The sequence below is a fragment of the Sphingobium limneticum genome, assembly GCF_008710155.1.
GTDB classification, from domain to species: domain Bacteria; phylum Pseudomonadota; class Alphaproteobacteria; order Sphingomonadales; family Sphingomonadaceae; genus Sphingobium; species Sphingobium limneticum.
This window is the reverse complement of the sequence record NZ_VYPZ01000023.1, coordinates 1-21358: the sequence shown is the minus strand read 5'-3', so window position 1 is coordinate 21358 and position 21358 is coordinate 1. Positions and strand designations below refer to the sequence as shown.

Sequence of the window (21358 nt, the reverse complement as noted above, 5' to 3'; positions counted from 1 at the left end):
CGCTTCATGCATCTTCTTATCGGCCTCGCCGGCATCATATTGATTCTCGCCATCGCTTTCGCCCTCTCTTCGGATCGCCGCGCCATTCGCCCGCGCGTGGTCGGCGCGGCTTTCCTGTTGCAGGCGGGGATCGCCATTTTGGTGCTCTATGTCCCGGCCGGCCGCGCGATCATCGGCGGCATGTCGCACGGCGTCGCCAATCTTCTCAGCTATGCGCAGGCGGGCACCGACTTCATCTTCGGCCCGCTGGCCAAGCCGGAAATCGGCGGCGCCAGCTTCGCCATCGCGGCGTTGCCGGTCATCATCTTCTTCGCCAGCCTGGTGTCGATCCTCTATTATCTGGGGATCATGCAGTTCATCGTCCGCTGGGTCGGCGGCGCGATCGAAAAGGTGACGGGCGTGTCGAAGGTGGAAAGCCTGTGCGCTGCCGCCAATATCTTCGTGGGACAAAGCGAAAGCCCGCTCGTCATCCGCCCCTATCTGGCCGGCCTCACCCCGCCGCAGCTGTTCACGGTGATGACCAGCGGCATGGCCGGCGTCGCGGGCACCATTCTGGCCGCCTATGCCTCCATGGGGATCAAGATCGACTATCTGCTCGCGGCCAGCTTCATGGCGGCGCCGGGCGGCCTGCTGATGGCCAAGATCATGATGCCCGACGTACCGGAATGCGAGCCGGAATTGCCGCTGGAGGATGACATCCACCTGCCCGAAACGCGCCGCAGCGCGGCGGTGTCGCAGGCGCTGAACGCGGAAACGACGCCGGGCGAACCCATGCCGGTCGCCACCCATGACGAAGAAAAGCCCGCCAACCTCATCATGGCGGCGGCTCAGGGCGCGCAAACAGGTGTCAAACTCGCTGTCGCGGTCGGCGCCATGGTGCTGGCCTTCGTCGCGCTGGTGGCGCTGGCCAATGGCATATTGGGCGGCATCGGCGCCTGGTTCGGCTATCCCGATCTCAGCTTCCAGATGCTGCTCGGCTATGTCTTCTCGCCGGTCATGTATCTGCTCAACATCCCCTGGCAGGAAGCGCAGGTGGCCGGCGGCCTGTTCGGGACGAAGGTCGTGCTCAACGAATTCGTCGCCTATATCAACCTGGGCCAGGTGCAGGGTGTGCTGTCGCCCGCGACCATCGCCATCATCACCTTCGCGCTGTGCGGCTTTGCCAATTTCAGTTCGATCGCGATCCAGATGGCGGTGACGGGCAACCTCGCCCCCAATCAGCGGCCGATGATCGCCAAGCTGGGGCTGAAGGCGCTGGTCGCCGGCAGCCTCGCCAATCTGATGAGCGCGGCGCTGGCCGGACTGATGCTCAGCCTCTGATCGCGATCGAGACGATGCCGTAACGTTGGGCCTGTCCCTGCCGATGCAAATCGGTTATGGTTAACCCATGGGGGCAAAGCATTTTTTCCTAACCGCGCTGGCGGTACTCGGCTCGACAGGCACAGGGGCCGCGCAGGCGCCCAAGCCCGGCGCACTCGAAACCTACAAGGACTGGACCATCGGTTGCGACAATCGCAACCGATGCGAAGCCGTGTCCTTGTTGCCCGAAGGCGGCGAATGGCCCGACAGCCCGATCATGGTCGGCGTGGTCCGGGAAGCCGGCCCGGATGCCGCCGCCGAAGTCTGGGTCAGCCGCGATGCCAAGGGCGGCGGCGAATTCAGTTTCCATGTCGACGGCCGCCGCATCGCCAGCGCCATGAGCCGCGAGGGCGACGCCACGTTGCGCGGGCCGCAGGCGTCGGCGCTGGCCATCGCCATGGCGCGCGGCAGCGTGCTGGAGATCAAGGCGGGCAGCCGATCGCTGGGCAAGCCGTCGCTCGCCGGAACGGGCGCGGCCTTGCGCCATATGGATGCGCGGCAGGGCCGGGCCGGGACCAGCACCGCGCTGGTCGCGACCGGGGCCATGGGGCCGATCGCTGTGCGCGCCGCGCCTGCCGCACCGACCATCCGCCGCGCCCCGTTGCCCGGTGCGGGAACACCCGCCGCCTTGTGGCGCGAGGAACTGACCGCGATCGGCAAATTCACGCGCTGCGCCGATGAGATGAAGGGCGCGGAACCGCCGCAGCTCTATCGGCTCTCCCGCACCGAAACGCTGATCCTCGTCCCCTGCGGCAGCGGCGCCTATAATTTCACCTCCATTCCCGTCATCGCGACCGGAGAGGCCGGCCGCCGTGCCTTCCGCCTTGCCGGGTTCGACATGAAGCCGGGCTGGAGCGAGGAAGAAGCCCGGCCGATGCTGGTCAATGCCGGCTGGACGCAGGACAAGCTGCGGCTGGACAGCTTCGCCAAGGGGCGGGGCCTGGGCGATTGCGGCGGCAGCGAAGCCTATGTCTGGGACGGCACCCGTTTCCGCCTGATCGAAGCGACCAGCATGGGCGAATGTCGCGGCGCCTGGCACTGGATCAGGACATGGTCCGCGCAGGTGACGGAGTAATAACGCCAGCATTGGTGTGAAGCGTTCCCCGGCCTGCGCCGGGGAGCGCTTCACATGCGTGAGCGCATCCCGTCATGCTATAATCCCCGCTTCGGGCAATATTCGCAATCGCCTCACCCGATTTTGCAATGGAATTGAGACGCAACGCGGCCATATCGATGTCATGACCCAGCCGCTTCGCCAATCCGCCCCGTCGCTCAGCCCGTCCAACCTGCCGGACCCGGTCCGTGCGGTGATCTTCGACATGGACGGCACGCTGATCGATACGGAGGCGGCGCACCGCCGCGCCTTTGCCGAGACGGGCGAGGCGATCGGCTGGCCGATGTCGGATGCCTTGCTGCTCTCGATGGTCGGCATCCATCGCGATGAAAATGAGCGGATGCTTAGCCAGCATCTGGGACCGGACTTTCCACTCGCTCGCTTCTATGCCGAAAGCGACGCGCTGTTCGAAGCGGCAGTCGATGCCGGCATAGCGCTACGTCCCGGCGCGCTGCTGCTGCTCGATCATCTGAAGCAGGCCGGCATCCCCATGGCGCTCGCCACCTCCACCGCCGCGCCCTATGCGCAGCAGCGGCTGGAGAAGAGCGGTCTGCTCGATTATTTCGACGTCATCGTCACCCGCAGCGACGTGGAGCATCCCAAACCGCATCCCGAACCCTATCTGCTCGCGGCGCAAAGGCTTGGGGTCGATCCGGCCCATATTGTCGCGGTGGAAGACAGCTATGCCGGCGTTCGATCGGCGGTGGCGGCGGCCATGGCGACGGTGATGGTCCCCGACCTCCTCCCCCCGACAGAGGAACTGGTCCTCGCCTGCGCGCAAGTCCTGCCCAGCCTCACCGACCTGCGCGATCTGCTGCTCGCGACGGCGTAGGAAAGACGGGAAGCTTTTTTAAGCCCTCTCCCGTCTTCACGGGAGAGGGTTGGGTGAGGGTCTTTCTTCTTGCTGGAAGGTAGTGCTTGTCCAGTAACAAGAAAGACCCTCACCGACATCGACTAGGCAGCCAGCTGCCAAGTCTCCGTAGCCTCTCCCGTGAAAAACGGGAGAGGGAGATAACGCGTCCGCCTTTAACCCCTTCCCGGCCCGCTATCCCGCCTCCGCCAGCACCAGCGCGAACAGCCCTTCATCGTCCATCCACTCCGTCGCCGGTTCCCATCCGCCCGCGCGCAGCAGCAGTCGTTCGTCGCGCGCGCCATATTTATGGCTGCTTTCGGTATGGATCGTCTCGCCGGCGTCCATATGGAAACATTGGCCCGCGACATGGAAATGGAGCGGCCGCCGCGCCTCCAGATGCATTTCGATCCGCGCCTTCTCGTCATTCCAGATCGCGCGATGGGCGAACTCCTCCACCGGCAGGTCGCCCTCCAGCTCCCGGTTGATCCGCTCGATCAGGTTGAGGTTGAAGGCGGCCGTCACGCCCTGCGCATCGTCATAGGCAGCGACCAGCCGATCGCGATCCTTGATCCGGTCCATCCCGATCAACAGCTTGGCATCATCGCCCAGCAGGCGACGCATCGCGCGCAGCAGGTCGACCGCCGCATCCGGTTCCATATTGCCGATGGTGGAGCCGGGGAAGAAGCCAAGGCGCGGCATCCCCTCGATGGCCGCCGGCAGGTCCAGCGGCCGATTGAAATCGCCCACGACGGGCAGCACCGGCAGGTCGGGAAAGGCCTGCGCCAAGGCGGCGCTGCTCGCGTGCAGAAAATCGCCGCTGATGTCGATCGGCACATAGGCGGCCGGGGCTATGGCGCGCAGCAGATGCGGCGTCTTGCGCGAACTGCCCGCGCCAAACTCCACCACCGCCCGGCCGGTGCCGATCGCGGCGGCGAAGTCCGCCCCATGCCGCGCCAGCAATGCGGTTTCGGTGCGGGTTGGATAATATTCGGGCAGGTCGGTGATCGCCTCGAACAATTCGGACCCGCGCCGGTCGTAGAACCAGATGGGCGGCGTCGCCTTGGGACTGCGGGACAGGCCGTGCATGATGTCGTGGCGAAATTCAGGGTCGATGGCAGAGGCGAAGGTCGGCGCCTGATCGGTCAGCAGCATGTCAAAGATCCTTGGCCAGTCGCAGTCCGGTGAACTGCCAGCGTTGGTGGGGATAGAAGAAATTGCGGTAGCTCGCCCGCGCATGGCCGCGCGGCGTGGCGCAGCTGCTGCCCTTCAGCACGAACTGGCCGGACATGAACTTGCCATTATATTCGCCCACCGCGCCGGGGGCCGCGCGGAAACCGGGATGGGGGCGATAGGCGCTGCCGGTCCATTCCCACACATCGCCGAACATCTGGGTCAGGCTGGTGCCCGCATCGGCCGGGCGGGGACGGGGGCAGGCCGGGCCGTCGAGCTGATTGCCGCTGACGGCCGCGACATTTTGCGCCGCGCTTTCCCATTCCGCCTCGGTTGGCAGGCGCGCCCCGGCCCAACTGGCATAGGCATCGGCTTCATACAGGCTGATATGGGTGACGGGTGCGGCCGGATTGACCGGCTGCCGCCCGTCCAGGCCGAAGCGGGTCCAGCCATTCTCACCCTGTTTCCAATAAAGCGGCGCGTCGATGCCCTCCGCCTGTATCCAGGCCCAGCCATCCGACAGCCAATGCGCCGCCGTGCGGTACCCGCCATCCTCGATGAAGGCGATCCATTCGCCGTTGGTAATGGGTCGATGCGCCAGCGCGTGAGGATGCAGCACGACCTTGTGCCGTGGCCCTTCGCAATCGAAGGTGAAGGCGCTCCGCCCATCCTCGCCGATTTCCACCAGCCCCTCGCGCCCCTCGATCCAGTGGAGCGGGCCGGGCAGGGCGACCGGCGCGGCGCTGGGCGCTTCGAACAAGGCCGGCTCCAGCGGGTTAAGCGAAAAGAGGTGGAGCAGGTCGGTCAGCAACAATTCCTGATGCTGCTGCTCATGCTGCAAGCCCAGCGTCACCAAAGCGCGTGCCGCCTGCGGTAACATGCCCAGCGCATCGGTCAGCGCCGCATCGACATGGGCGCGATAGGCATAGATCTCGGTCAGGGAAGGGCGGGTCAGCATGCCCCGCAGCGGCCGGGCATGGCGCGCACCCTCCGCCTCATAATAGCTGTTGAACAGGAAGGCGTAGCGCGGGTCGAACGGCCGATAGCCAGGCACATGGTCGCGCAGCACGAATGTTTCGAAAAACCAGCTGCTATGCGCCAGATGCCATTTGGCAGGAGAGGCGTCGGCCATGGACTGGACCGTGGCATCGGCATCGGACAGTGGGGCGGTAAGCGCCTGCGTCAGCGCGCGCACCGCGCGATACCGCTCCTCCAGGTCGTCCTGATGGGCCTCTGTCCAGCTTCTCGCCATGCCTGCCCTTTCCGATACGGTTGGCCGTTCTCGGAAAGACAAGCGCATGAAGGCGGCACGCGGTTCCGACCGCTGCCCTAAAGGTCACACTTCTTGCAGGATCGGCACGGCGCGGCAGACCCGGTCGCGGCCGGATTGCTTGGCTTCGTACAGCGCATCGTCGGCGCGGCGCAGCGCTTCGTCCAGATCGCCGCCGGTCCAGCGGCATATGCCGGCGGAAAAGCTGATCGGCCGGTCGTTGACTTCGCCGATCGGTTCGCTGCGCATCCGGCTGGCGATGCGGGCCAGCGACCAGCTCGCCTCATCCTCGATACAATCCTGGAAGAAGATGGCGAATTCCTCGCCGCCCCAGCGCGATACCATGTCGACGCGGCGGACCAGCGCGGACAGACGAGTGGCGAAACTGGCCAATACCCGGTCGCCCTCCTCATGCCCCAGCAGGTCGTTGACCCGTTTGAAATAGTCGATGTCGATGATCGCGACGCAACCCCTGCGCCGGTCTTCGGGCAGGGCCTCCATATGGCTAAGGAAACCGCGCCGGTTGGCGATGCCGGTCAGCGGGTCTTCATGCGCGGCCTGATGCAGATGGTCCATCTGGTCGCGCGTGGCGCTCGCGACCCGCTGCACCCCGGCATAGAGGGTGTGGATGACGTCGCCGACCTCTGGCAGGGCTGGGGCGTCGCCTTCGCCCCGGTGGAGCGTATCGGCCAGCGCATGAATGGGGTTGAGCAGCGCGCCGATGCCCAGCAGGGCGATGCCGGTGCCGATCACCGTGGCCATGGTCAGCAGGACGAATTCGGCCAGAGCGATCCGGCCACTGGCAAAGCCCCAGCCCAGATAGGCCAGCAGCGGCAAATGGGTGGCCAGGAAGCAGAGCGTAAATAGGCGCAGCCGAAGCGAACGCGGAAAAATGAAGGAAGTGGCCAGATAAAAGTGCATGGCGATCCCCGTCTATTATCAACGGTTGCCCATTCTCCGGCTGCCCCTAAACGTCTTCTGAAGAAACAGGGTTAATTGTCTGACATAGGGCAGGCCGTGCCCGCCGAGAGTCAGTCCGTGTTTCCCGAAGATTGCCGGCCGATCATCGCGACGCGCCGGGCACCCATTTCACATCGGCCGCGCCATTGTCGTTCAAGCGGCGGGCCATCACGAACAGCAGGTCGGACAGGCGATTGAGGTAGGCGAGCGCCTGATCGTTCAGCGCCATCTCTGCCGCGGCGGCGGTCGCGCTGCGTTCGGCCCGGCGGGTGATGGCACGGGCGAGGTGGACGGCCGCGGCGGCCGCCGATCCGCCCGGCAGGACGAAGCTGTCGAGCGGCGCAAGGTCCGCGTTCATCGCGTCGATCTCTTGTTCCAGCCGCGTCACCTGGCTCGCCACGATGCGTAGCGCCCAGGGTTCGTCCGGTCCGTCGGGAATGGGCGTCGCCAGATCGGCGCCCAGGTCGAACAGGTCGTTCTGAATGACCGTCAGCCAGTCCGCTTCCTCGCCCGCGCCCATGGCGACGATGGCCAGGCCGATCGCGCTGTTCGCTTCATCCACATCGCCCACCGCCTGCATGCGCGGCGCATATTTGGGCAGGCGCGATCCGTCGACCAGGCCGGTCGTCCCCTTGTCGCCGGTGCGGGTGTAGATCTTGTTCAGCTTGACCATGGGAGCGCGGCTCGTTTTTCAGAGTGTTTTGGTGTCGCGTTTTGTGAACCGTCGACCGTTCCAGCCGACTTTACAACGCTTAATGACCCTTGGACAGCAACAGGATGGCGACGATGATGATCGCGGCCGCCTGAAACAGGATGCGGTTCAGCATCATCTTGTTCTGCTTCAGGCTGGACGGGCGCACCGTGCCTTCGGGCAGGTTCAGCTCTTCCTTGGTCGTCTGAAGAAAGGCGATGATGCCCCGGATCAGCGCGAACAGCGTCGCGGCCATGGCAAGGATCAGGGCGATGACGAGGATGGTGTTCATGGGGGCAGATGCTAGGCGCTTGCGAGGCTGATGCCAATGGGAAAGCGCCCCGCCCGCAGGTCCGCCGCCAACGCCGCCGGGTCCATGCCATCGCGCCGCAGATCGGCCAGCGCGATCGCGCCGTCGCGCTTGGCCAGCCGCTTGCCGTCCGCGCCCAATAGCAGCGGATGATGGATATAGGCGGGGCTTGGCAGGTCGAGCAGCGCCTGGATCAACCGGTGGATATGAGTCGCGCCATAGAGATCGTCGCCGCGCAGCACATGGGTCACGCCCATGGCGGCATCGTCCAGCGTGCAGGACAAATGATAGCTGGCCGGCGCATCCTTGCGCGCCAGCACGACGTCGCCATGGGGGAGGGGGGCGGCGGCGATTTGAAGCATGCCACCCAAATCATCGTCATCCCGCCTTGGCTCGAATGACGGGAAAGAAAGCGCGCGCCATTCCAATGTGCCAACCCGCGCCCCCGCCCGGCCCATGTCGATCCGCCAGGCATGCGCCTCGCCCGCCGCGATGCGCCGGGTCCGTTCGGCCTCGCTCAACCCCCGGCACGTCCCCGGATAGACCGGCCCCTCCGGTCCATGCGGCGCGGTCAGGCTGGCCTGTATGTCCGCTCGCGTACAGAAACAGGGGTAAAGCAATCCGTCCGCCCGCAACCGGGCCAGCGCGGCGTCATATTGGTCCAGCCGCCGCGACTGGAACACCACCTCGCCGTCCCAATCCACGCCCAGCCATGTCAGGTCGGCCATGATCCCCGCGACATGCTCGGGCCGACTCCGCGTGCCGTCTATATCCTCGATCCGCAGGCGAAAGGCGCCGCCCGACGCGCGCGCCAGGTCCATCGCCATCAGCGCGGACCAGCCATGGCCGACATGGAGCAATCCCGTGGGGCTGGGGGCGAAGCGGGTCACCATATGCAGTGGTGCGGTAAGATGAGTCATACAGGCTCTTGACGGGGGATATTCGTTAATGCTGTCATGCCCTTGTCACCTTGCTGGACGATCAGCGGCGGGGACCAGGGGGAAGAAGGTTTTTATGTACCATCCCGACCTCATACGGCATCCGGAAAATTGTCCGGCGCTTGTTCTCAATGCGGATTTCACGCCGCTTAGCTATTATCCGCTCAGCCTCTGGCCATGGCAGACGGCGATCAAGGCGGTGTTTCTGGACCGGGTGGACATCATCGCCAGCTATGAGCGGCAGGTGCACAGCCCCAGCATGGAAATGAAGATTCCGTCGGTCATCGCGCTCAAACAATATGTGCGCCCGTCCGAACATCCCGCCTTCACCCGCTTCAACCTGTTCCTGCGCGACAAGTTCGCCTGCCAATATTGTGGCACCAGCGCGGACCTGACCTTCGACCATGTTGTGCCGCGCCGCGCGGGCGGGCGCACCACCTGGGAAAATGTCGCCACCGCCTGTTCGCCCTGCAACCTCAAAAAAGGCGGGCGCACTCCCCGGCAGGCCGGCATGACCCTGCATGTGCAACCGATCCGCCCGACCAGCTGGCAATTGCAGGAACATGGCCGCGCCTTCCCGCCCGGCTATCTGCATGAAAGCTGGCACGACTGGCTCTATTGGGATGTCGAACTGCTGGCCTGATATGCTGCGCGCCGGGCGTCAGCCGACCGGCAGCCAGTCCAGATCCATATCCTTGTGCCGGTTGGTATAATGGCCGATCTCTTCCAACCGCGCCATGTCGTTGAGGATGATGCGCCCGTTGGTGCGGCTGATCAGCCCTTCCTGCTCCATCTGGCGGATCATGCGGTTCACATGCACCGACGTCAGGCCGATCGAATCGCCGATTTCCTCCTGCGTCAGCTTCAGGTCGAAACTGTCGGTGATGCTGTCGTCGGTCACGCGCAGCCGGTCGAACATGTCTAGCAGGAAGGACGCGACGCGCGCCTTGGCCGACGTACGGCCCAGCGACGCCAGCCGGTCGGTCATCGCCACCCGCTCCGCATTGGACAGCAGGAACAGCAAAGCGGCGACGCGCGGATAATCTTCCAGAAGCCGGCGCAGCGCATGCTTGTCGAACGGACAGACGATCGCATCGGATAGGGCGACCAGCGATTCGGGCGCCTTGCTATAGATGGTGCTGGCCGATCCGATGAAGTCGCCGGGGAAGTAGACGCGCAGGATCTGGCGGCTGCCGTCGGGCAGGATCACGAAACTCATCACGCGACCTTCGCGCAGGACGAACAATTCCGTCACCGTCTCATTCACGCGCTGGATCATCGCGCCGCGCTTCACCTTGCGGGGATTTTCCTCGAGCCGGGCCAATGCCTTTTTTTCCGCGTCGGACAGCGGCACCTGTTTTGCCAGTCTCGCTGCGAAACAACTCGTTGCCACCAAAAACACCTTTTTCCTGTTGTCGTTACGATGGCAAAACGCCCCTTTCGCCTTTTGGCTGCATTTTCAGAACGCGCACTAAACTCGATCAAGGTCCGGCTTTGCTTTGCAATAATGTTTCACATTGCCGTCAACCGCCCGCCCGATGCCGTCAAATGACGCCGCAGCCGCCTTGCGCGGGCCGCATTAGACGTTATTAACCCTGCCCAATGGACCGCATTCACATTCGCGGCGGCAACACGCTCAATGGCCGCCTTCCCATCTCCGGCGCGAAGAACGCCGCCCTGACGCTGCTGCCCTGCGCGTTGCTGACGGACGAGCCGGTGACGCTGCGCAATCTGCCGCGTCTGGCCGACGTCGACAGCTTCGGCCATTTGCTGAACCAGTTGGGCGTATCGACCATGATCGAAGGCGCTCGGCCGGAGGATTTCGGCCGCGTCCTGACGATGCGCGCGGGTCGCGTCACCTCGACCGAGGCGCCCTATGACATCGTGCGGAAAATGCGCGCGTCCATCTTGGTGCTGGGGCCATTGCTCGCCCGCGTCGGCGAAGCGCGCGTGTCGCTGCCGGGCGGCTGCGCCATCGGCAACCGCCCGATCGACTTGCATTTGAAGGCGCTGGAAGCCTTCGGCGCCACGCTCGAAACGACGGCCGGCTATGTCCGTGCCAGCGTGCCGGACGGCGGCCTGCCCGGCGGCATCTACACCTTCCCGGTCGTGTCGGTCGGCGCCACCGAAAATGCGGTCATGGCTGCCTCGCTCGCCAAGGGCACCTGCATACTGGAAAATGCGGCGCGCGAACCGGAAATCGTCGACCTGTGCAATCTGCTCGTCGCCATGGGCGCGGACATTGAAGGCATCGGCACCGACAAGCTGATCATCCATGGGCGTGAGCGTCTGCACGGCGCGACCTACAGCGTCATGCCAGACCGGATCGAAGCGGGCAGCTATGCCTGCGCCGCCGCCATCACCGGCGGGTCGGTCGATCTGATCGGCGCCAATGCCGACGACATGCACGCCATCCTCGCCGCCCTGCGCGACGCGGGGGTTCAGGTCGATCCGCACAAGGACGGCATCCGCATTTCGTCGGACGGCAAGCTCAAGCCCCTGACCCTGTCGACCGCGCCGTTCCCGGCCTTCCCGACCGACATGCAGGCGCAGTTCATGGCGATGCTGACGAAGGCGGACGGCGCATCGGTGCTGACCGAAACCATTTTCGAAAATCGCTACATGCATGTGCCCGAACTGGCGCGCATGGGCGCGGACATCGCCGTCAACGGTCGCACCGCCGTGGTACGCGGCGTCGACAAGCTGGTCGGCGCGCCGGTGATGGCGACCGATTTGCGTGCCTCCATGAGCCTCATCCTCGCCGGCCTCGCCGCCGAAGGGGAAACGCAGGTCCAGCGCGTCTATCATCTCGATCGCGGCTATGAACGGCTGGAGGAGAAACTCTCCGCCGTCGGCGCCGATATCGAACGCGTCAGCGATGGCTGAAGCCCATAATGGCTGATGGGCGCGGCTTGGCGACGGATCGCGCGGCACTGCTGGCGCTTTACGATCTGGATGCCGGCGGCTTCCGCACTCTGGACGAGATAACCGGCTTTGCGTCGGCGCTGTGCGACGCGCCGATCGCGCTGGTCAGCATCGTAGAGGATGTGCGCCAGCGCTTCCTGGCGCGCGTCGGCCTGGATGCGGAGGAAACGCCGCGCGACGTCTCCTTCTGCGCATTGGCGATGCTGGGCGACGATATCTTCACCGTGGCGGATGCGACTCGCGATCCCCGTTTCGCCGACAACGCCCTCGTCACTGGTCCGCCGCATATCCGCTTCTATGCCGGCGCGCCGCTCGTCGGCGCCGATGGTGAGCCGCTGGGTGCGCTGTGCGTCATCGACACGGTGCCGCGGGACGGGCTGACCCCATTGCAGCGGCAGGGACTGACGCTGCTCGCCCGGCAGGTGATGGTGGAACTGGAGGGGCGCCGCCGCGACCGCGACATGATCGTGCGCCAGCGGATGGACGCGGCCGCCGTCGCCGAAAGCGATCGGATGTTCCGCTCACTCGCCGACACCATGCCGCAAATGGTCTGGTCGACGCTGCCGGACGGCTATCATGATTATTATAATGCCCGCTGGTACGACTATACCGGCGTCCCGCCCGGAACCACCGATGGCGCCGGCTGGAGCGGCATGTTCCATCCCGACGATCAGGACCGGGCCTGGGGACGCTGGCGCAACAGCCTGGCGACCGGCGAGCCTTATGAAATCGAATATCGGCTGCGCCATCATGGCGGCGATTATCGCTGGACGCTGGGCCGCGCCCTGCCGATCCGCGATGCCGATGGCGTCATCATCCGCTGGATCGGCACCTGCACCGACATTCACGAACAGAAGATGATGATCGACGAGCGGGAGATGATCGCGCACGAACTGTCGCATCGGATCAAGAATATCTTCTCCGTGATCGCCGGCCTCATCGGTCTGTCGGCGCGCCAGCATCCGGCGATCGCCGACGTCGCGGACGACCTGCGCGACCGCATATTGGCGCTCGGCCGCGCCCATGATTTCGTCCGCCCGCATAGCGTCGAATCCGCGCCGCAGATCGGCGATGGGGAAGGGCTGCTCCGGGGCGTGCTGGATCAGATTTTCGCGCCCTATCGCAGCGAGAGCGTGGCGCGCATCATCCTGTCGGGTGACAATGTTCCGATCGACGACCGGTCGGCGACGCCGCTGGCGCTGCTGTTCCATGAACTGGCGACCAATGCCGCCAAATATGGCGCGCTCTCCGTCGCGCAGGGCGTGGCGCGCCTGCATGTGGCGATGGACGGCGATGACGTCCGCATCGATTGGCAGGAAGAGGGCGGCCCGCCGGTCGTGCCCGGCGGCGCGGTGGGCTTTGGCACCCGGCTGATGACGCTCAGCGTCGAACGGCAATTGGGCGGGCGGATGGAGCGGAACTGGGCGCCCGACGGGCTGCGGCTCAGCCTCTGGATTCCATCCCGGTCCATGAGCCGCGCGGCCGGAAAGGCGTAAAGCCGGCAATTTCTGCGTCGGTCAGGTCGGGCTGCTCGGACGCCGCAAGTTGCAAGGTGGCGGTAATGCTCTGTGCACGGAACGGCTTGGTGATGACGCCCAGCGCCGCGACCGACGCGTCGCCGATCTGCGCCGGATTGGCGGTGACGTAGATGACGCGGATGCCGTGCCGCGCGGCCAGTTCCATGCCGATCTGCGGTCCGGTGGGTCCGTCGCGCAGGTTGAGGTCGACCAGCGCGATGTCGCAATCGTCCGCGCTTGCCAGCGCGCTCTCGCGATCGGCGGCGATTGCCCCGACCGCGAATCCGGCATCCTCGACGATCTGCTCGATTTCCAGTGCGACGAAAATCTCGTCTTCGACGATCAATACCTTCTTGCGCATTCCACGACCCGTTAAATCTGGATCAAGTAAATACCGACAAGGCCGTTCGGTTCCCTGTCGAGCGCTAAAATGACTCTAGGGCGCGCTGGGCTCATCCTCGACGACGCTGGTCCACAGCGTCTCGAACTGTGTTCCCTGCATCAGCAGCACGGACGCGGGATAGCCCGCCTCGCTCGCCTTTTGCGCCGTACCGGTGGCGCTTTCCACCGCCAGTGCCTGGGTAGGGAAGGGGCCGTAATATTTATTGTCCAGATTGATCTTCCAGACGCCTTCATGGCTCAGAACGATATAGCGGGCGTGGGGCAGGGGCATGTTTCAGAGTACCTCGGTGTTATAATGGTGCCAGGCCATGATCGCGGCGGCACCACGATGCGGGCGCCAGGCTTCGGCGACGTCACGGGTCAGTTTTTCGCTTGGCCGTGTGGCCATGCCCAATATCCGACCGATCTCGATCTGCACGGCCAGATCGCCGGCCGGCCAGATATCGGGCCGCCCTTCCGCGAACAACAAATAGATTTCCGCCGACCAGCGGCCGATGCCCTTGATCTGGACAAGCTGCGCGATCGCCTCCTCGTCATCGGCGGGCAGGGCGTGGAGGTCGAGTGCGCCCGACACGACCAGTTCGGCCAGGCTGCGGGCATAGCCCTGTTTCTGCCGCGACAGCCCGCAAGCGCGCAAAGCATCGAAATCCCGCGCCAGCAACGCTTGCGGCGTGCAGCCCTCGCCCAGTTCCGCCTCCAGCTTGCGCCACACGGCGGCGGCCGACGCGACGCTGACCTGCTGGCCCACGATCGTGCGCAACAGCGTCTCATAGCCCGGCTCCCGCACGCGTGGCGCGGGATAGCCGACCCGTGCGATGGCGGCGACGAAGCCCGGCTCCAGCGCGGCGATCGCATCCAGACTGTCGCGCAACTGATCTACACTGTTCACCATGTTGCGATAGCTCGACCCTTGATTTCCCGGTCCCTGTCGGTCAGAGCGGAGAAAATTCTAGGGGATAGGGTAGATGCCGAAACTGATCGTGGTCAACCGTTCGGGTGAAGAACAAGCTGTCGATGGCGACAATGGCCTGTCGGTGATGGAAGTCATCCGCGACAATGGCTTTGACGAATTGCTGGCGCTGTGCGGCGGATGCTGCTCCTGCGCGACCTGTCATATCTATGTCGATCCGGCTTTTGCCGACGCGATTCCGGCAATGAGCGAGGACGAGAACGACCTGCTCGACAGCAGCGACCATCGCAACGACACCAGCCGCCTGTCCTGTCAGGTGATGCTGAACGACGCACTGGACGGCCTGCGCGTCACCATCGCACCGGAAGACTGATCCCGTTCGGGTGAGGTCGGGTTACTGCCTCACCCGCAACGTCGCGGCCGGCGCATCGCTGGTCAGCTGCGTGATCGTCCAGACGATTCGCTTGCCCTGCGGCGTGCTTTGCGCGCCGTCTTCCTGATTCTGGCTGACGATCTCCGCATCCGTCGTCAGCGTGAAGCTGCCGTTCAGCGCCTTCGCGGCCTCATCGCCTGCGCCGCCCATACCGGCCGGCCCCTGGCTCTTGTCGAACCCGTTGGCAAAGCCCGGCGCCTTCACGCGCACCCGGTCGTCCCCGCGCATCTCCACCGCGACGAAGGGCAGGACGATCTGCGCGTCGATGTTGAACGGAAACAGGAAGGCGTGGTCCAGCCTGCCCGTGATCGCATAGTCGATTTCGAACTTGTGATTGCCCATGTAGCGGGCCGACCGAAATCCCTTCTCCTTGGCCAGCGCCGTCGCGATTCCCTGCATCTGCGCGTCGTCGCCCTTGGCGTCATCGACCGCGTCGCTGAAATCTTCCTCTTTCGCTGCGATCTGCATCAGCGTGGGGCTGTTCTCCGCCTCACCCTCCGGCGCGTCGTCCCCGGATGAGGCGGCGGCGCCCGTCAGCGCCTCCTTGCCCATGTCCGACGCCAATATCTCGCCCTTATAGGCGAAGCTGAAACTGCGGTCGGCGCGGATATCCAGGCTCGATTCGAACCGGCCCGGCGTCACCAGACAGGCGGAGAGCGCCAGCAGCCCCGCCAGCGCGCCCAAAGTGCGATACAGGCGGTCCATGGCCACTCTCCCCCTAATCAACGCCCCGTCAGCCCACCGTCGCGGCGTACAGCGCGATCGCCGCCGCGTTGGAGACGTTCAGGCTCTCCATGCGCGGGCTGATCGGCAGCTTGGCGATGATATCGCAATGGGCGATCGTGTTGTGGCGCAGCCCTTCGCCCTCGGCCCCCAGCACCAGGGCGACGCGCGATTCGCCGATCGCCTCGCCGATCGTCGTCTCGGCCTCGCCGTCCAGGCCGATGCGCCAGTAGCCGGCCTCGGCAATTTCCTCCAGCGCGCGGGCCAGGTTCACCACCCGCACCCAGGGCACATTTTCCAGCGCGCCCGACGCCGCACGCGCCAGCACCCCCGATTCGGGCGGCGCATGCCGGTCCTGCGTCACGATGCACAGCGCGTCGAACGCTGCGGCGGAGCGCAGGATGGCGCCCACATTATGCGGGTCCGTCACCTGATCCAGCACCAGGATCGGCCGCTTGTCATCCCGCCCCTGTTCCAGAACATCGCCCAGCCACACATCGTCCAGCGGCTCGACTTCGGCGACGATGCCCTGATGCGGCGCGTCGGACGGGACCATGCGGCCCATGTCGGAAACGTCGGAATAGACGATCGGCAGCACCGGCGGCAGGTCGAGGGCGCCGAGCGCCTCGCGCGTCCCCCATATCTTGCGCACGATGCGGTCAGGGTTGGCGAGGGCCGCGATAACGGCGTGACGACCATAGAAGCGCGGAAAGGCGCTCTTGGGCTTGGTGGAGCGATTGGGCTTTTTCATGATTTCGCTCTTTTCACATCAGGCCATTGACAGGCAAGTCTCCATTCGCCATTAGGCCGCCTCCAACGCAGCGGGAACGCAATTTTCCGCAGCGTAGGGCACTGGACAGGTGGCCGAGTGGTTAAAGGCAGCAGACTGTAAATCTGCCCGGGTTTCCCGTACGCTGGTTCGAATCCAGCCCTGTCCACCACTGCATCGGGCCGATGCAGTCACCCCCTTTTTCGAAAGGGGCGGAGGTAGGCCAGTGTGGACACATAGCTCAGTTGGTAGAGCAGCTGACTCTTAATCAGCGGGTCCTTGGTTCGAGCCCAAGTGTGTCCACCACCCTCCTTCCTCACAAAAAACGGTCCTTCGGCGCGCCGCCTCTTTCGGGTTTCCGGCCACCGCGCCGCCTTTCCGAGCCCGCCCTGTATGAAAGGGAAGCGCCCCATGGCGTGGCTCATCCTCGGCATTGCCGTATTCACTGAAATCTGCTGGGCGCTTAGCCTGAAATGGGCCGCCACCATTGGCAGCTGGCAAGCCTCCGCCGTGCCGATCGCTTTGAGCTTCCTCAACATGGGCCTGCTCGCGCTGGCGATGAAAGGCATCCCTGCCGGCACCGCCTATGCGGTCTGGACGGGCCTGGGCGCCGTGGGCGTCATCATCGGCGGCATGATCTTCTTCGGTGACCGCGTGAACATGGTCCAGGCAGGCTTCATGGCGATGATCGTGGTGGGGGTTGTGGGGACGAAGGTGTTTGGGAACGGGTGAGGGGGCGGCAGGTATAAGCTCTAAATTAAGTGTTGATATGGCCAATGTAGATATGCCTATATTTGGCGTGGAGGCCGAGACTTCCGTTGAGAATCTTATTCTGCGCGGGCAAGTTGGGTTCGCTGCCTTGTCTTTCGCTGGTTTGTCAGATGGAAAATTAAGGCGGGTGTATGCCAGTTATTACATTCGATCAGGCGATCGCAGATTCGGCTCAGTTCAACAAGCGTCATTTACTGCTCGGCAATGGGTTCAGCATCGCTTGCCGTGCTGACATCTTCCACTACGGTTCTCTTTTTAGCCGGGCTGACTTCAGTTCATGTCCGGAAGCGGAAACGGTCTTCGGGTTACTCAATACGCAAGATTTTGAAACGGCTATTCGGGCATTAGAAAATGCTGCAACGATATTGCCTGCCTATGTGCCTGACGGTGTAGACGCTATTGCTAAAATGCAGGATCATGCCGCAGCATTGAAGGAAATCCTTATCCAAACTATTGCTGGAAATCATCCGGCAGTGCCGCCTGAAATTGAAGACGACAAATTTTGGGCCTGCCGAGCGTTCCTGGCACACTTTCTTGCAGCCGGCGGGCAAGTATTTACATTAAACTATGATTTATTGTTGTACTGGACCTTGATGCACGGCGACGATCCCGTTGGTGACCAGATTAATTTGGCTACTAACGATGGTTTTGGAAATGATGAGGAAGATCCTGATGCCGAATATGTTGTATGGCAGGGAGAAATTGGCGCTCACGATGCGAGAGTGCATTTTCTTCATGGCGCACTTCACCTATTCGATTCTGGATCGGAGTTAAAAAAATATACTTGGATACGTAAAGGTGTGCCTCTAGTCGAGCAGGCGCGTTCTGCGATTGACGCTAATGCTTATCCGTTATTCGTTGCCGAGGGGACCAGCGCGCAGAAAAAAGCAAAGATACGCCATAATGCTTATTTATATCAGGGATTTAAGCAATTCACGGCTAACGTGAAAACTGGCACACATTGCTTCTTTGTGTTCGGGCATTCACTTGCAACTAACGATGATCACATCCTTATTCGGATGGCGCGCGGTAAATTCAAAAAATTATACGTCGGTATTTATGGCGACCCGTTGACCGAAGATAACCAACGTATCATGAATCGCGCTAATGAACTCGCCGCACAACGGCATGTCACAAACCCTCTCTCGGTTGCCTTTTACGACGCTGCGACGGCAATGGTGTGGGGGTGATTTGAGGCGCTGTCGATTTCTTGCGTCATCTCATCCCCCTGTCCTACACCCTCCATTTCATGCCATCCTCTCGCCGGCTCTTTCCCACCGTCGGCTTCATCCACCCCGCGCCGCCTTCGCACCGGCACGGGCCTGACTTTGCAAAAATTTTCCTATTGCGAAATCCGCACCACCGGTTTGTGCCCACGCTTTTGCGTTCGCCACGACGGTGTGAACTTTGCAACCGCTGACCCTGTTGCAAAACGCGTCCCCGCGCCTTTGCGCCTCCGCGACGTCATGCTAAGGGCGCGCCCATGCTGAACCTGAATTCCATCACCGTGCGCCTGGGCGGCCGCACCATTCTCGATCGCGCTGCCGCCGCGCTGCCGCCGCGCAGCCGTGTCGGCCTCATCGGCCGCAACGGCGCGGGCAAGTCCACGCTGATGAAGGTGATGATCGGCCAGCTCGACCCGGATGAGGGGTCGTGCGACATGCCCCGCGACACGCGGCTGGGCTATATCGCGCAGGAAGCCCCCTCGGGCACCGCCACCCCGTTCGACACCGTGCTGGAGGCCGACAAGGAACGCGCCGAACTGATGGCGGAGGCGGAGCATACCGAAGACCCCGATCGCCTGGGCCATATCTATGAGCGGCTGACGACGATCGACGCCTATACCGCGCCGGCCCGCGCCGCCCGCATCCTCGTGGGCCTCGGCTTCGACGAAGAAATGCAGGGGCGTCCGCTCGACAGCTATTCGGGCGGCTGGAAAATGCGCGTGGCGCTCGCTTCGCTTCTCTTCTCCAACCCCGACCTGCTGCTGCTCGACGAACCCTCGAACCATCTCGATCTCGAAGCCACGCTCTGGCTGGAGAATTTCCTGAAAGCCTATCGCGGCACCGTGGTCGTCATCAGCCATGAACGCGACCTGCTCAACAATGTCGTGGACTATATCCTCCATCTGGAAGGGGGGAAGGTCACCCTCTATCCCGGCGGCTACGACGCTTTCGAACGGCAGCGCGCCGAACGGCTGGCCCAGCTCGAATCCGCCCGCGCCAAGCAGGCGGCGGAGCGCGAGAAGTTGCAGGATTATGTCGCCCGCAACAGCGCCCGTGCGTCCACTGCAAAGCAGGCCCAGTCTCGTGCCAAGGCGCTGGCGCGGATGCAGCCCATCGCCGCCGCGATCGAAGATCCGACGCTGCATTTCGGCTTTCCAAGCCCCGCCGAACTGCGCCCGCCGCTCATCACCATGGACATGGCCTCGGTCGGCTACACCGAAACGCCGATCCTGCGGCGCATCAACCTGCGCATCGACCCGGACGACCGGCTGGCGCTGCTGGGCCGCAACGGCAATGGTAAGACGACGCTGGCCCGCCTGATCGCCGCGCAACTCACGCCGATGGAAGGCATGATGCAAAGCTCGGCCAAGATGAATGTCGGTTATTTCACCCAATATCAGGTGGAGGAACTGGACGTCACGGACACGCCGCTGGAACATATGACCCGCGTGATGAAGGGCGCGACCCCCGGTGCGGTCCGTGCGCAACTCGGCCGTTTCGGCTTCTCCGGCGAGCGCGCGGTGCAGAAGGTCGGCTCCATGTCGGGTGGCGAGCGCGCCCGTCTGGCCCTCGCCCTTATCACCCGCGATGCGCCGCATCTGCTGATCCTCGACGAACCGACCAACCATCTGGACGTCGACAGCCGCGAAGCGCTGGTGCAGGCGCTCAACGATTATAGCGGCGCGGTGGTGATCGTGTCGCATGACCGGCACATGATCGAACTGGTCGCCGATCGTCTGGTGCTGGTCGACAATGGCACCGCCCAGCCGTTCGACGGCAGCCTTGACGATTATACCGACATCATCCTGCGCAAGACGGACGGCAACAGCAGCAGCGGCGACGCGCCCAAGGTGGACAAGAAGGCGGACAAGAAAGCCGCCGCCGAATGGCGTGAAAAGCAGAAGGTGTTGAAGAACGCGGTCAACAAGGCGGAGCGCGAGATGACGGCGCTGGCCACCGAGCGCGGCCGGATCGACGCCGCCTTGTCTGACCCCAAGACCGCGACCGGCGCAGAGGCGAAAATGACCAACAGCCAGCTGATGGTAAAGCGCGCCGACGTCGAAAAGAAGCTGGCCGCCGCCGAAGAAGTCTGGATGGAAGCCGGCGCCGCGCTGGAAGCGGGCTAGAGCATTTTGAAGTCAGCTGGCACAGCTGACGGCTCGCAAAATGCGGAAACAAAAGACTTTTAGAGAATGATCCGATTCAATCTGATCGGATCATTCTCTAAACCACCCGTTCCAGCAGCACCAGCGCCGGGTCGCCCTCCACGGCGCGGGCGCTGAACCCCATTTCCCGTTCCAGGGCGATGGCGGCACGATTGTCCCGGCTCTCGATCGACTGGAGCCGGCCGATGCCCCATCCGCGTGCCTCCCGCGCGACATGGTCCAGCAGGGTCCAGCCGATCCCCTTGCCCTTGTGATCGGGCAGGATGGAGATGGCGACCTCCCCGGTGCCGCCCTCCCGGTCGGCGGCCAGCGTGGCGGCGGCTATGATATCGTCCAGCGCCGGTTCGTCGGCATGGCCGGCGACGCGAATGTCGATGCGAAAGCCATAGCGGGTTTCAAGCGCGATCATGGGAAAGTCCTTTGCGTCCAGGTCGCCCCGACCTATCCGCCTTCCGCTTACGGAAACCTACAAGGACTATTCCTTATCACCGGCCCATCAGGATGAAGGGCGCCCAGATATAGGGCTGCACCGCATTGGGATGTTTCGACCCGATCAGCTTGAGCATCGCCCGTTGCAGCGCCACCGCGCGGGGCAGGCCGCGATTGGCGCCCTTGACCGTCTCCAGCGTGACGAAGGCGCTGGCATCGTCCCGCACCGGCCAGTGCGATACCAGCAGCGACCCCGCCCCGGCATAGCGGAACGCCTGGGCGAGGCCCGAATAGGCTGTAGATATCAGCGCTGATTGGCACCGTTCTGTCAGCGCTAAGTGACACCGATCACGAGGGTGCTGCGTGCAGCTTCCACCACGTCGTCAGTGATCGCGTTCAGGCCGTTGATCCTCAGGATGCGCT

24 protein-coding genes and 2 tRNA genes are annotated in these 21358 nt (G+C 63.9%); 12 read left to right on the top strand and 14 right to left on the bottom strand.

Annotated features, from left to right (window positions below):
- Nucleotides 1-6: 6 nt before the first annotated feature.
- The 3 genes from F4U94_RS18920 to F4U94_RS18910 all read left to right on the top strand — a co-directional run bounded on the left by F4U94_RS18920 (nt 7) and on the right by F4U94_RS18910 (nt 3305).
- Nucleotides 7-1320, top strand: a complete 1314-nt coding sequence (locus F4U94_RS18920) for a NupC/NupG family nucleoside CNT transporter (protein WP_120250912.1) — start codon at nt 7-9, stop codon at nt 1318-1320.
- 67 nt (nt 1321-1387) lie between these two features.
- A complete protein-coding gene (locus tag F4U94_RS18915; protein ID WP_120250911.1) occupies nt 1388-2434 on the top strand; it encodes a DUF1176 domain-containing protein in 1047 nt (348 codons plus the stop codon).
- Nucleotides 2435-2597: 163 nt separating this feature from the next.
- Complete coding sequence (locus tag F4U94_RS18910; protein WP_150412133.1) at nt 2598-3305, top strand: HAD family hydrolase; 708 nt, start codon at nt 2598-2600, stop codon at nt 3303-3305.
- Nucleotides 3306-3518: 213 nt separating this feature from the next.
- On the opposite strand, the gene egtD is transcribed toward F4U94_RS18910, so the two are convergent.
- The 6 genes from egtD to gluQRS form a co-directional block, all read right to left on the bottom strand.
- The gene (gene egtD, locus F4U94_RS18905; protein ID WP_120250910.1) at nt 3519-4478 is read right to left on the bottom strand and encodes an L-histidine N(alpha)-methyltransferase; all 960 of its coding nucleotides are present in this window, start codon (nt 4476-4478) and stop codon (nt 3519-3521) included.
- A 1-nt stretch (nt 4479) separates the two neighbouring features.
- Complete coding sequence (gene egtB, locus F4U94_RS18900) at nt 4480-5748, bottom strand: ergothioneine biosynthesis protein EgtB (RefSeq protein WP_120250909.1); 1269 nt, start codon at nt 5746-5748, stop codon at nt 4480-4482.
- Nucleotides 5749-5832: 84 nt separating this feature from the next.
- A complete protein-coding gene (locus F4U94_RS18895) occupies nt 5833-6687 on the bottom strand; it encodes a GGDEF domain-containing protein (protein ID WP_120250908.1) in 855 nt (284 codons plus the stop codon).
- Nucleotides 6688-6829: 142 nt separating this feature from the next.
- A complete protein-coding gene (locus F4U94_RS18890; protein ID WP_120250907.1) occupies nt 6830-7399 on the bottom strand; it encodes a cob(I)yrinic acid a,c-diamide adenosyltransferase in 570 nt (189 codons plus the stop codon).
- A gap of 79 nt (nt 7400-7478) precedes the next feature.
- Entirely contained in the window at nt 7479-7709 is a 231-nt protein-coding gene (locus F4U94_RS18885; RefSeq protein ID WP_120250906.1) for a twin transmembrane helix small protein, read from the bottom strand.
- Nucleotides 7710-7720: 11 nt separating this feature from the next.
- Complete coding sequence (gene gluQRS, locus F4U94_RS18880) at nt 7721-8647, bottom strand: tRNA glutamyl-Q(34) synthetase GluQRS (RefSeq protein ID WP_120250905.1); 927 nt, start codon at nt 8645-8647, stop codon at nt 7721-7723.
- 94 nt (nt 8648-8741) lie between these two features.
- Between gluQRS and F4U94_RS18875 the strand changes: the two genes are divergently transcribed.
- Complete coding sequence (locus tag F4U94_RS18875) at nt 8742-9308, top strand: HNH endonuclease (RefSeq protein ID WP_120250904.1); 567 nt, start codon at nt 8742-8744, stop codon at nt 9306-9308.
- An 18-nt stretch (nt 9309-9326) separates the two neighbouring features.
- On the opposite strand, the gene F4U94_RS18870 is transcribed toward F4U94_RS18875, so the two are convergent.
- Nucleotides 9327-10061 (bottom strand): Crp/Fnr family transcriptional regulator, encoded by a 735-nt coding sequence (locus tag F4U94_RS18870; RefSeq protein ID WP_120252176.1) that lies wholly within the window; start codon nt 10059-10061, stop codon nt 9327-9329.
- Between the two features lie 206 nt (nt 10062-10267).
- On the opposite strand from F4U94_RS18870, the gene murA reads away from it, so the two are divergent.
- Complete coding sequence (gene murA, locus F4U94_RS18865; RefSeq protein WP_120250903.1) at nt 10268-11551, top strand: UDP-N-acetylglucosamine 1-carboxyvinyltransferase; 1284 nt, start codon at nt 10268-10270, stop codon at nt 11549-11551.
- 8 nt (nt 11552-11559) lie between these two features.
- Nucleotides 11560-13086, top strand: a complete 1527-nt coding sequence (locus F4U94_RS18860) for a PAS domain-containing protein (RefSeq protein WP_120250902.1) — start codon at nt 11560-11562, stop codon at nt 13084-13086.
- Here F4U94_RS18860 and F4U94_RS18855 read toward each other — a convergent pair.
- The 3 genes from F4U94_RS18855 to F4U94_RS18845 form a co-directional block, all read right to left on the bottom strand.
- Nucleotides 13034-13468: a response regulator gene (locus tag F4U94_RS18855; RefSeq protein WP_120250901.1), complete on the bottom strand. Its 435-nt coding sequence runs from the start codon at nt 13466-13468 to the stop codon at nt 13034-13036. The two genes, F4U94_RS18860 and F4U94_RS18855, sit on opposite strands and share 53 nt — an antisense overlap.
- A 75-nt stretch (nt 13469-13543) precedes the next feature.
- Entirely contained in the window at nt 13544-13780 is a 237-nt protein-coding gene (locus F4U94_RS18850) for a DUF2188 domain-containing protein (protein WP_120250900.1), read from the bottom strand.
- A gap of 3 nt (nt 13781-13783) precedes the next feature.
- Complete coding sequence (locus F4U94_RS18845) at nt 13784-14401, bottom strand: DNA-3-methyladenine glycosylase family protein (RefSeq protein ID WP_120250899.1); 618 nt, start codon at nt 14399-14401, stop codon at nt 13784-13786.
- 73 nt (nt 14402-14474) lie between these two features.
- Here F4U94_RS18845 and F4U94_RS18840 point away from each other — a divergent pair, with 73 nt between their 5' ends.
- Nucleotides 14475-14792, top strand: coding sequence for a 2Fe-2S iron-sulfur cluster-binding protein (locus F4U94_RS18840; RefSeq protein ID WP_120250898.1), 318 nt, complete (start codon nt 14475-14477; stop codon nt 14790-14792).
- Nucleotides 14793-14813: 21 nt separating this feature from the next.
- Here the strand turns inward: F4U94_RS18840 and F4U94_RS18835 are convergent, their stop codons facing one another.
- Nucleotides 14814-15557: a hypothetical protein gene (locus tag F4U94_RS18835; protein WP_120250897.1), complete on the bottom strand. Its 744-nt coding sequence runs from the start codon at nt 15555-15557 to the stop codon at nt 14814-14816.
- Between the two features lie 28 nt (nt 15558-15585).
- Nucleotides 15586-16326 (bottom strand): 23S rRNA (guanosine(2251)-2'-O)-methyltransferase RlmB, encoded by a 741-nt coding sequence (gene rlmB / locus F4U94_RS18830; RefSeq protein WP_120250896.1) that lies wholly within the window; start codon nt 16324-16326, stop codon nt 15586-15588.
- Nucleotides 16327-16429: 103 nt separating this feature from the next.
- Here rlmB and F4U94_RS18825 point away from each other — a divergent pair.
- From F4U94_RS18825 to F4U94_RS18805, 5 genes are all read left to right on the top strand, one after another.
- Nucleotides 16430-16516, top strand: a tRNA-Tyr gene (locus F4U94_RS18825).
- A 58-nt stretch (nt 16517-16574) separates the two neighbouring features.
- Nucleotides 16575-16650, top strand: a tRNA-Lys gene (locus tag F4U94_RS18820).
- 105 nt (nt 16651-16755) lie between these two features.
- Nucleotides 16756-17076, top strand: coding sequence for a DMT family transporter (locus F4U94_RS18815; RefSeq protein ID WP_120250895.1), 321 nt, complete (start codon nt 16756-16758; stop codon nt 17074-17076).
- 170 nt (nt 17077-17246) lie between these two features.
- The gene (locus F4U94_RS18810) at nt 17247-18305 is read left to right on the top strand and encodes a DUF4917 family protein (RefSeq protein WP_120250894.1); all 1059 of its coding nucleotides are present in this window, start codon (nt 17247-17249) and stop codon (nt 18303-18305) included.
- Between the two features lie 293 nt (nt 18306-18598).
- Nucleotides 18599-20467 (top strand): ABC-F family ATP-binding cassette domain-containing protein, encoded by a 1869-nt coding sequence (locus F4U94_RS18805; RefSeq protein WP_120250893.1) that lies wholly within the window; start codon nt 18599-18601, stop codon nt 20465-20467.
- A 97-nt stretch (nt 20468-20564) separates the two neighbouring features.
- Here the strand turns inward: F4U94_RS18805 and F4U94_RS18800 are convergent, their stop codons facing one another.
- Both F4U94_RS18800 and F4U94_RS18795 read right to left on the bottom strand, forming a co-directional pair.
- The gene (locus F4U94_RS18800; protein WP_120250892.1) at nt 20565-20915 is read right to left on the bottom strand and encodes a GNAT family N-acetyltransferase; all 351 of its coding nucleotides are present in this window, start codon (nt 20913-20915) and stop codon (nt 20565-20567) included.
- A 76-nt stretch (nt 20916-20991) separates the two neighbouring features.
- Nucleotides 20992-21243 carry a CHAT domain-containing protein gene (locus F4U94_RS18795; RefSeq protein WP_282957479.1) on the bottom strand — a complete coding sequence of 84 codons (252 nt, stop codon included), beginning with the start codon at nt 21241-21243 and terminating at the stop codon, nt 20992-20994.
- Nucleotides 21244-21358: the final 115 nt, after the last annotated feature.